This window comes from Psittacicella hinzii (genome assembly GCF_003585935.1).
GTDB classification, from domain to species: domain Bacteria; phylum Pseudomonadota; class Gammaproteobacteria; order Enterobacterales; family Psittacicellaceae; genus Psittacicella; species Psittacicella hinzii.
This window is the reverse complement of sequence record NZ_NRJG01000019.1, coordinates 1-6,069: the sequence shown is the minus strand read 5'-3', so window position 1 is coordinate 6,069 and position 6,069 is coordinate 1. Positions and strand designations below refer to the sequence as shown.

Genomic DNA, 6,069 nt, shown 5'->3' with positions numbered 1-6,069 from the left:
TTTGTACCGTTTACAGTAGCTTTCTCAGTAGCTTTAACTGTAGAGTTATCTAACGTTACATTAGTACCGTTAACCTCTGCATTATTACCAGTGATATTACTATTGTTAGTTACTGATACGTTTGTACCGTTAACTTTAGCTTCTTTTGTAGATGTAACATTCGAACCACCAACAGAAACATTACCAGAACCATCAACAGTTGCGTTAGTACCGTTAACTACAGAATCAGTTACGTTAATGTCACCACCTGTAATAGCTGCATTATTCGAAGCGTTAATAGTTGAGTTAGCAACAGTTACGTCTGAACCATTTACAGTTGCATTAGTACCTGAAATGTTACTGTTATTAGTTACAGAAACATTTGTACCATTTACAGTAGCGTTTTCTGTAGCTGTTACATTTGAACCGTCAACTGATACGTTACCTGAACCATCAACTGTTGCATTAGTACCGTTAACCGTAGTGTTATTAAGAGTTACATTAGTACCATTAACTGTAGCTGAATATGTTGCTTCTACACTTGAATTAGTAATATTAACATCAGTACCATTTACGGTTGTATTAGTACCAGAGATATTACTATTGTTAGTTACAGACACATTTACACCGTTTACATTAGCTGCATCTACTGCAGTAATGTTTGACCCATCGATTGCTACGTTACCTGTACCATCAATTGTAGCATCAATACCGTTTACAATCGAATCTGCAACGGTAATATTGCCACCAGATACAGTTGCGTTAGTCGTAGCATTTACTAAAGATTTACTAATGTTAACATCAGTTCCATTAACTGTAGCATTGTTACCTGAAATATTGCTATTGTTAGTGATCGCAACATTTGTCCCGCTAACAATTACAGTATCAATAGCAGTTACGTTTGAACCGTTAACCGTAACATTACCAGAACCATCAATCGTAGCATTTGTACCATTAACAATCGAATCACTTACGTTAATGTCGCCACCAGAAACAGTAGCATTGTTAGAAGCATTGATTAATGAACCATTAGTAATATTAACTTTATCGCCATCAACGGTTGAATTAGTCGCGTTAACCGTAGTGTTATCTAAACTTAAATTACCACCAGATACAGTTGCATTATTTGTGGCGTTAACTGTGATATCTTTTAAGTTAACTTTAGTACCATTAATGGTTGTATTAGCTCCAGAGATATTACTGTTATTAGTAATAGATACATCAGAACCATTTACCGTTGTATTTTCTGCAGCAGTAACGTTTGAGTCTGAAATGTTTACAACAGCAGTACCGTCAACTGTAGCGTTAGTACCATTAACAATAGAATCACTAATGTTAATGTTGTCACCAGTTACTGCAGCATTATCTTTAGCATCAATGCTAGTGCCATTAGTGATATTTACTTCACCACCAGCTACTGTTGCATTAGTACCATTTACAGTTGCATTATCTAAATTGATATTGCTACCAGATACTGTTGCATTATTGATAGCTGTTACAACCGAACCATTTGAAATGGTTACATAAGTACCATTAACAACAGTATTAGTACCATTAACTTCAGAGCCGTCGTTAATTTCTACTACAGCAGCGTCAATAGTTGTATTGATATGTGAATCAACTGTAGCATTTTCAACAGTTACGGTTTTATTAGCTGTTAATTCTACGCTATCACTTGAAATATTAGCGTTATCTACCGTAATTTTTTCTGCCGCAGTTACACTAACTGTACCATTGGTTGTAATGTTTGAATCTGTAGCATTTACCGAACCATTTGAAGCATCAACGTTTACTGATTCAGCAGCACTAAGATTAGTACCATTAGTTAAATTAACACCTTGGTTACCAGTAATAGCAACCGAACTCGCGTTAGCGCTTACGCTACTTGCATTAACTTCAACTGTACCATTAGCCGCAATCTCCACACCTTGATCTGCACTAATGTTAGTATTACTTAAACTTACATTTTCTTTTGCATTTAGGTTTGCTTGATTTGCAGTAATGTTTGAGTCTGTAGCCGTAATTGAACCGTTAGCGCTTACATTTGCTGCTTCATTTGCACTAATATTCGAATTTGTAAGAGTTACATTAGCAGCTGCATTTACGATTAAATTACCTGTAGAGATGTTTGAATCGTATAAACTTACAGAACCATTTGTCGAACTTACGCTTGCGCTTGTATTAGCACTAATATTTGAGTTCTCTAAAGTAACGTTTTCTTTAGCATTAACGCTTACGTTACCTGCGGTAATATTTGAATCATCAGCAGTTATAGTGCCATTATTTGAACTAACGTTTGCTACAATCTCAGCACTTACATTAGTACCATTAGTTAAAACTACTGCACCATTAGCACTTACGTCAACTGTACCATTCGTACTATTTACACTTGAAGCGTTTAAGCTTAGCGTATCATTTGCGACTAAATTTGCAGCTTGATTCGCACTTATATTAGAATTAGCTAACGTAATATTAGAACTTGCACTTAAGTTAACTACTTCTGAAGTAAGATTTGAATCTGTGGCAACGATTGAACCTGTAGCATTAATTGCTACTTTATTACCAGCAATATTACTGTTATTATTAATGCTTACATTATCTGCACCTATATCAAGGTTATTCGCTGCTGAAATATTTGAACTTGCAATGCTTGCGTTATTACTTGCACTTACCGAAACTGCAGCACCATTAACCACTGACTGATTAATGTCTAAATTAGTACCATTTACTACAGTATCTTGTGCAGAGCTAATAGTTGCATTGACAACTGAAACATTGGATCCAGAAACCTTCGTACTGTAGGTTGAATCTAAAGAAGCATTATTAACACTTACATTACCTCCCCCTACTTTTAAATTGCTTGCATTTAAACTTACGTCAGAGATACTAGCGTTTTTACCACCGTAAACAGAAAGGTTAGAATTTGAACCTAAACTAATATTTACGTTATCTGCAGTAATAGATACATTATTTGAAGCACAAATGCTCATATCACCATCAGTAACAGTTAAGTTAGTGTCACTGAAGTTGATATCACCACCAGATGAATTTAATAGTAAGTTGTTTTGAGATACAACATTGGCATTATTAAAATCAAGTAACCCATTAGTTGCACATACGGTTACATTACTACCAGAAATGTTTGAACTATTAACCGTGAAGTTATGAGCATTAATGTTAATATTGGCCGTATCAGAACCATTTAAACTTGAGCCCTCAAGCACTAAAGTTGCACAAGTATTGTTATAGTTAAATGAGTTTGATACGTTAACACTCGAATTATCAAAAGTCGTAGTACGTGAGTTTTGATAAGAAACGTTAGTTTGTAAAGTTAAATTCGAAGCATCAATTGTAGTATCACTAAACGTACCATTACCGTTATAGTATACGTCTAAGCTACCATTACTTGAATTAACAGACGTATCACTTAAAGTTAAATTACCAGCGGTTGATGAACGAATATATGACTTACCTGTACCAGTCGCACAAACAGTCGAATTCGAAATATTTACATAGTAATTTAAATTTGAGTAGTTACCACTAGTTTCATATGAACCAATGGTATAATTTGTTGCTGTAATACTAGAGTTTGTTAAACTAAAGTTGTTTTGCGCAATTAATTGTAAACGATTACCACTAAACACAAAAGTTGAGTTGGTAATATTCATCGAACCACCAATAGTAAAAAGAGTTAAGAAGTAATTCGCTGAATATAAGTAGGCATTAGTAACTGTAACATTACCATCAACTTGAATCGTTACATGTGACTTCGCTAACTGCGCGTTAATAAATGAGTCTGTTACCTTTGAAGCAACAATGTAGTTTCTCTCCCCTTGATACCAAGTAGAAATGGCTGAACCACAAGTTGTAGAACTACCGTTAACAATAGTTAAATCTAGAGGGTCTAATAACCAATCACCGTAGTAATCTCTACCTAATTCAGAACTAGAGTTATACTCAAAACTATTATCAAAGGCAATATATTTACCTGAAGTTTCTAAGTAACCACCAGTACCATTTACCGAAGTAGCTAAGAAATTACCACCTACATAAGCTTGGTTACCTCATACTGCGATCTTTCCGGCGTTACCTGTACCAGAGACATTTACTACAGAACCATTACTTACATAAGTAGTGTTTGCTAGTTTAAGGTCACCTGTACCTTTAAAGTCACCACCAATATATACTTCACCGCCGGTCGCGCCTGAAGCATTAATAAGTGAGTTATTCTCTAAAACTACATTGTCACCTAGTACTTTTACTGTACCGCCTTGACAGCTTGCATTCGCAACATTGATCGTACCGTTATTAACCGCTAGACCAGTGTTGTTGCTAGCATTAATACTGCTTGCTGAAGTAGTATTGCTATCTAAGTTCGTCGTAACATTTTCGCTTGCACCATAAAGTAATACTTCACCAGAAGCAGTAATAGTTGCCGCACTTGCTGACGCACCATAATTAGACATAATGTCAGCAAACTCGGTTGCAGAAGTATAACCATTTGCAACTTTATTAGCAGCCATTACGACATTTTTACCGATAATTTCACCTAAATTTACTGCACGGTTTTTCGCAGTTACCGTATAGGTAATATTCGGATTAGTTAAATCAGAGATGGTAATAGAATTACTAGCTAATAAATAAACTGTACCGTTTTTCGCTTCTAGAGCACCTGTATTAACGACATTACCACCAACTAAAGCTAGAGTACCATCGTTTTTTACTTTAATTACCCCTTGAGATAAAACTGTAGCAATGGCTTTGTCTTTATCCTGATTAAAAACATATTTACCATTTAAGAAATCGTTATCAGCAATATCTAAAGTTGAAGCTACTAAACTATTTACATCAACGGTAGAATTAGCTCCAAACACTATCCCTGTAGGATTCACAATAAACACTGCACCGTTAGATTTTAACGTACCAAGGATTTGTGAGACAGAGCCACCAAGAATACGGTTTAATACAACAGAGTTTGAAGATTTTTGAATAAACTCAACAATCTCATTTGTATCGATGTTAAAAGTATTCCAGTTAAGAATTGTTTTATCAGTTGATGTTGTAATCGCTGTGTAGTTATTTAAAGTAGATACTACAGCCGAACCACTTACAACATCCATTCCAGTACGTGAGCCAGTGGCATGTGCACTAGTACCAACCATTCCTAAAGAAAGAGTGGCACCTAAACCAGCTACTAATGATGAAGCTGCTAAAGGATTTAAAGAGAATTTTTTACTACTAGTCTTTGTAGTGTTAGGGTTTTGAACACTTGAGGCAGCTGAACCTTGATCCGCTGCTGTAGCTAACTCAGAAGTTACTATCAGTTCTTTTTGGGCTTTACTAAATCTTAATTTATAAACTTTGTTCATATGAATTAGATTAATTAAGTCTACATTTAAAGTAGAGGGGTTGTCTGAAAAAAATAATGTGTAGATTTTAGCCGCTTTTCCGCGACTAAAAATCCATGTTACATTTGAAAAAATCAATAATTATTTCTGTTTTATCATTTCCACATTTTGTAGAAATACCACAAGGTGTAATGTAATCTAAAGATTTTCTTGCAATACGTGCAATATATCGAGAAATTTTGTAACCGATTCCGAAGGGTATGTATTTGTTAGTTTTCTTCTTTTTAGAGAAGAAGTAGCGACAGAATATTCTGTGACTGTTCTCTTGTTTAGCACGTTCTTCAGGACGACCGACTCTGCAGAAGTAGACTGGGATTTGTAAGGCATTCTCTATTTCTTGATACCTATTGAATTCACTACCATTGTCGAAAGTTAAACTTTTAAAGAGCTCTGCCGCTTTTAAGCCATGTTTTTTTGGCTTCCTTGCTAACGCCTTGATAATTTCACTAGTAACGTGATCTGCTGTTTTATTACGTAATCTAACATAGATGTTGTATTTAGTCTTAAGTACGTATAGAGATAAGAAGTAGATTTTAGCGCCAGTAGTCATTTTTACTTCTACTAGATCACATTCTACGTGCACGAATTCGTCCTTAAAGTTAGGGAAGTCTTACTCTCTTAAACTAATAGGTCTGTATGAGCCCTATTTCTTACGATAGTAGTACTTTATTTTACCTTTGTT

General features: G+C 35.1%; 3 protein-coding genes. All 3 read right to left on the bottom strand.

Annotation, left to right across the window (positions count from 1 at the left end):
* On the bottom strand, window positions 1-3,647 hold a 3,647-nt coding region (locus tag CKF58_RS01135; RefSeq protein ID WP_147397183.1), incomplete at its 3' end, for a beta strand repeat-containing protein.
* A gap of 396 nt (window positions 3,648-4,043) precedes the next feature.
* On the bottom strand, window positions 4,044-5,348 hold the full coding sequence (locus CKF58_RS01130; RefSeq protein ID WP_147397184.1) for a two-partner secretion domain-containing protein: 1,305 nt from the start codon (window positions 5,346-5,348) through the stop codon (window positions 4,044-4,046).
* A gap of 85 nt (window positions 5,349-5,433) precedes the next feature.
* A complete protein-coding gene (locus CKF58_RS01125) occupies window positions 5,434-5,970 on the bottom strand; it encodes a DDE-type integrase/transposase/recombinase (RefSeq protein ID WP_119530153.1) in 537 nt (178 codons plus the stop codon).
* Window positions 5,971-6,069: the final 99 nt, after the last annotated feature.